Origin of the sequence: Endozoicomonas sp. ONNA2 (genome assembly GCF_024606365.1) — a bacterium.
Taxonomy (GTDB): Bacteria; Pseudomonadota; Gammaproteobacteria; order Pseudomonadales; family Endozoicomonadaceae; genus Endozoicomonas.
Genome location: NZ_JAHHPO010000674.1, coordinates 1 through 1077 on the forward strand (window position 1 = coordinate 1; position 1077 = coordinate 1077).

General features: G+C 37.5%; 2 protein-coding genes. One reads left to right on the forward strand and one right to left on the reverse strand.

Going from position 1 to position 1077, the window contains the following annotated elements; translation table 11 throughout:
• Nucleotides 1–55 precede the first annotated feature (55 nt).
• Nucleotides 56–868, reverse strand: a complete 813-nt coding sequence (locus tag KDK14_RS11780) for a hypothetical protein (RefSeq protein WP_257265317.1) — start codon at nt 866–868, stop codon at nt 56–58.
• Here KDK14_RS11780 and KDK14_RS11785 point away from each other — a divergent pair.
• The coding region (locus KDK14_RS11785) for a hypothetical protein (protein WP_257265318.1) at nt 867–1077 on the forward strand (211 nt) is incomplete at its 3' end. The genes KDK14_RS11780 and KDK14_RS11785 overlap by 2 nt on opposite strands.

A 1077-nucleotide genomic window follows, 5' to 3' on the forward strand; every position in this document is an offset into this window, starting at 1 on the left:
CAGAGAGCGAAATAGTCCTATGACTATGTTTACTCACATTTATAGGAACAGGATATCAATGATGATCTTTACGCAGACTACCAAGAAATTCGCCCCAGTTGTCTAAATCTGACTTATTACCGCCACGATAACAAAATTCCAGTTTTCCCAAGGAAATTTGGTTTTTCTTGATCATATGAGCGAGAGTCTCGAGCTTATTTTTCTTGTCTTCAATAGATGCTCTGTCGTGTACATCTAATGCAATTTTTAGAAATTCATATGCATAATAAACAGCCATCATATCCCCTTTCAAATCTATTGAATTATTAATATCTATAACTAATGAACAAATATGGTCTCTAAAAAAGAGATCAATAAAACCATTGGTAGCGAAATCACACAGTGATAAGTAGAAAAATGCCGATTCATTTTGGTGGGCTACCTTAAATGTGGCAGTGTCAGTATTACAGGTAAGTTGTGCAGGGCCTGGAGTGTATGCCTGTGGTGGTGGTTGTAAACTGGAACACCATAGGTCACGATACATCTGGGGACGACCGCCATTAGATTCGTGTGCTCTTTTTCTCAAATCTACGAGCATTAATTGCGAGTTTTTCAAGACTTTTTCTACCAAAATGTCGTCTTCTCTCAGAGAAAGGTAATTATCAACATTAATTGAACTAAAAGCGACAAAATCTTTCAAATTAAGGTGTTTGGCTATTTCAAATTTTAATTCGTAAGGCAATGGCAAAAAATTATTTGCTGCAGGCTGAGAATTTACCTTTCGCAAGGGGGTGAATATATTGGATTCAGGGTTAGTTTTAAATTCACTTGACCTGAGATAGTCAGAAAGGTTTTCAAAGCGATCTACAACGGCATGAGGTACGTTCATGATGACTCCTTTTTATTTCTTTTCTAATGACCCCAAGTTTGGAAAAAAGTTCCCTCTTCGGAACTTTCCTGCCTGCAAAAAAAATACTTGGGAATTGTCTTTTAATAAGTTCCCGATTTACATTCACCCTGAGCTTGTCGAAGAGTCGTGCCAACGAACTTCGACAAGCTCAGTCCAGTCAGGCAATGAAAATAGGGAAGTTATTTCCA